The sequence below is a fragment of the Beijerinckia mobilis genome (assembly GCF_000745425.1).
Taxonomy (GTDB): domain Bacteria; phylum Pseudomonadota; class Alphaproteobacteria; order Rhizobiales; family Beijerinckiaceae; genus Beijerinckia; species Beijerinckia mobilis.
The window spans coordinates 1-1,664 of record NZ_JQJH01000052.1; the positions used below are offsets into that span (position 1 = coordinate 1).

The 1,664-nt window shown below is 47.5% G+C and carries 1 protein-coding gene; it reads right to left on the reverse strand.

Annotation, left to right across the window (positions count from 1 at the left end; translation table 11 throughout):
* Positions 1-372: 372 nt before the first annotated feature.
* Positions 373-1,664: integrase (locus DL88_RS18235; RefSeq protein ID WP_169741608.1), on the reverse strand; the 1,292-nt coding region annotated here is incomplete at its 5' end.

The window sequence follows — 1,664 nt, forward strand, 5'->3', positions numbered from 1 at the left end:
CTATCTAAATGAATGTATATAAGCTCCCTTCCAAATCAGGCCAATTTCCTTACATAATCCCTATGCTAATGGGCAGGCCGATACTCCCCACTACATACCTCCCCATCTAACAATCGACCGGCCCCTGGTCGACGGCCTGCATGCTAATCAACACCATTAATATCATCAGTTTGGCCTCAAATCGACGTCGAATTGGCATCAAAATAATACCGATTCAACATCGATTCGATTATTTGACGCTCCTCCCCTTTTTGGCACAACAAAACAACCCGTTATACCCTGATATCCGGAATACTCCACTCTTCTCCTCCGCATGATATTGTATATTCCCTCACACTCCATGCAACGGCTTCAATTCAACAGAATGCTAATTCATTCATCATCCCCTAGATCATAGCTTTCGTCAGCTTCATCAGCTTCCTCCGCCTCGTCCTCGTTTCGTTCAACACCCTCATCTGCACCCTTTCTGAACCAGAACCTCTTCAAGCTCTTCCCGTTATATGAGTTGTCTCGCGTGCCATCAGGCCTTGGATACCCTTCAATGGGAGTGCCATCCAGCTCCTCTAGCGTGTATGAGCCGTGCCTTTTCACTGCTTTGATTCTGTATGGGCCATGCCACCGATATTGCAATTTGACGTCGCTGTGATAGGCGGTTTGTTCCATGGTATTGTGGAGCAGAACCATATCACCCACGCTAAGAGGGTGCTCCCTTAGGCTCTTTTTCGAGTCGAAATATTCTCGATTCTTCTCCCTCATTCGTTCTAACCTAAGGATAGCCTCCTGCATATCCTCATCTCTTCTCAGTATTTGCCTAGCTCTCATGGCTAGCAGATCCTCTCTCGTTTCAATCTTGTCCCAGGGTAAGGTACTCCATGTGGGAACCTCCAATTCAATAGGCAAAGTGGCATGCGTACCCATCAACAGTCTGTATGGTGAGACCCCAGTTTGCGAATTAACAGTGACCCTGTCAGCTAACAACGCAGCATAAAAACACTCTCGCCAGGAAGGTGGGCTGGGTCTAGCAATCCCTCTTTTCTTCCTTACACGTATATTCGTCCCTAACCTCTCACTATTTGCTGCCGAATACCCATTCGTCATCTTCGAGATAGCATCTTTCAATGTGCGCATGCTTCTCTCAATTGGTCCGTTTGACCCAGGATTATAAGGCGATATAGCAGTCCTTCTAACACCTTTCGAATGCATAAACTGACGCACTTCGTTCCTAAATTCAGGACCACTATCCATCACCACACGCTCAGGCCAGCCAAATCTGCAAATAATGTCCTCCCATAAAAACTGGCATACTGCCTGGCATGTAGCAGATGTTATCTTCAGCGGCCTCGCTTCAACCCATCCGCTTAACCCATCACGCGCCTGGATAATTACCCCATAACCGTCCTCGGCTGGCATATGAGTGGTATCTATGAAAACCACCTCCCACAGTCTCATCACTTTGTTAGGTTGGAAGGCTTCGTACTGCCTATCAGGTGCTCGAAACTGACAGTTCGGACAGGTCCTCACGTGATGCTTAACAGCTTCATACATCCCCTCCCAATAATAACGAGTTTTCACCAAATGATAGGTGGCTTCTCGTCCTTTATGCGCTAGCTCGTCGTGACAGCTGGCCACTACCCTTTTTCTCTCTTTCTCGTCATCCAATACCC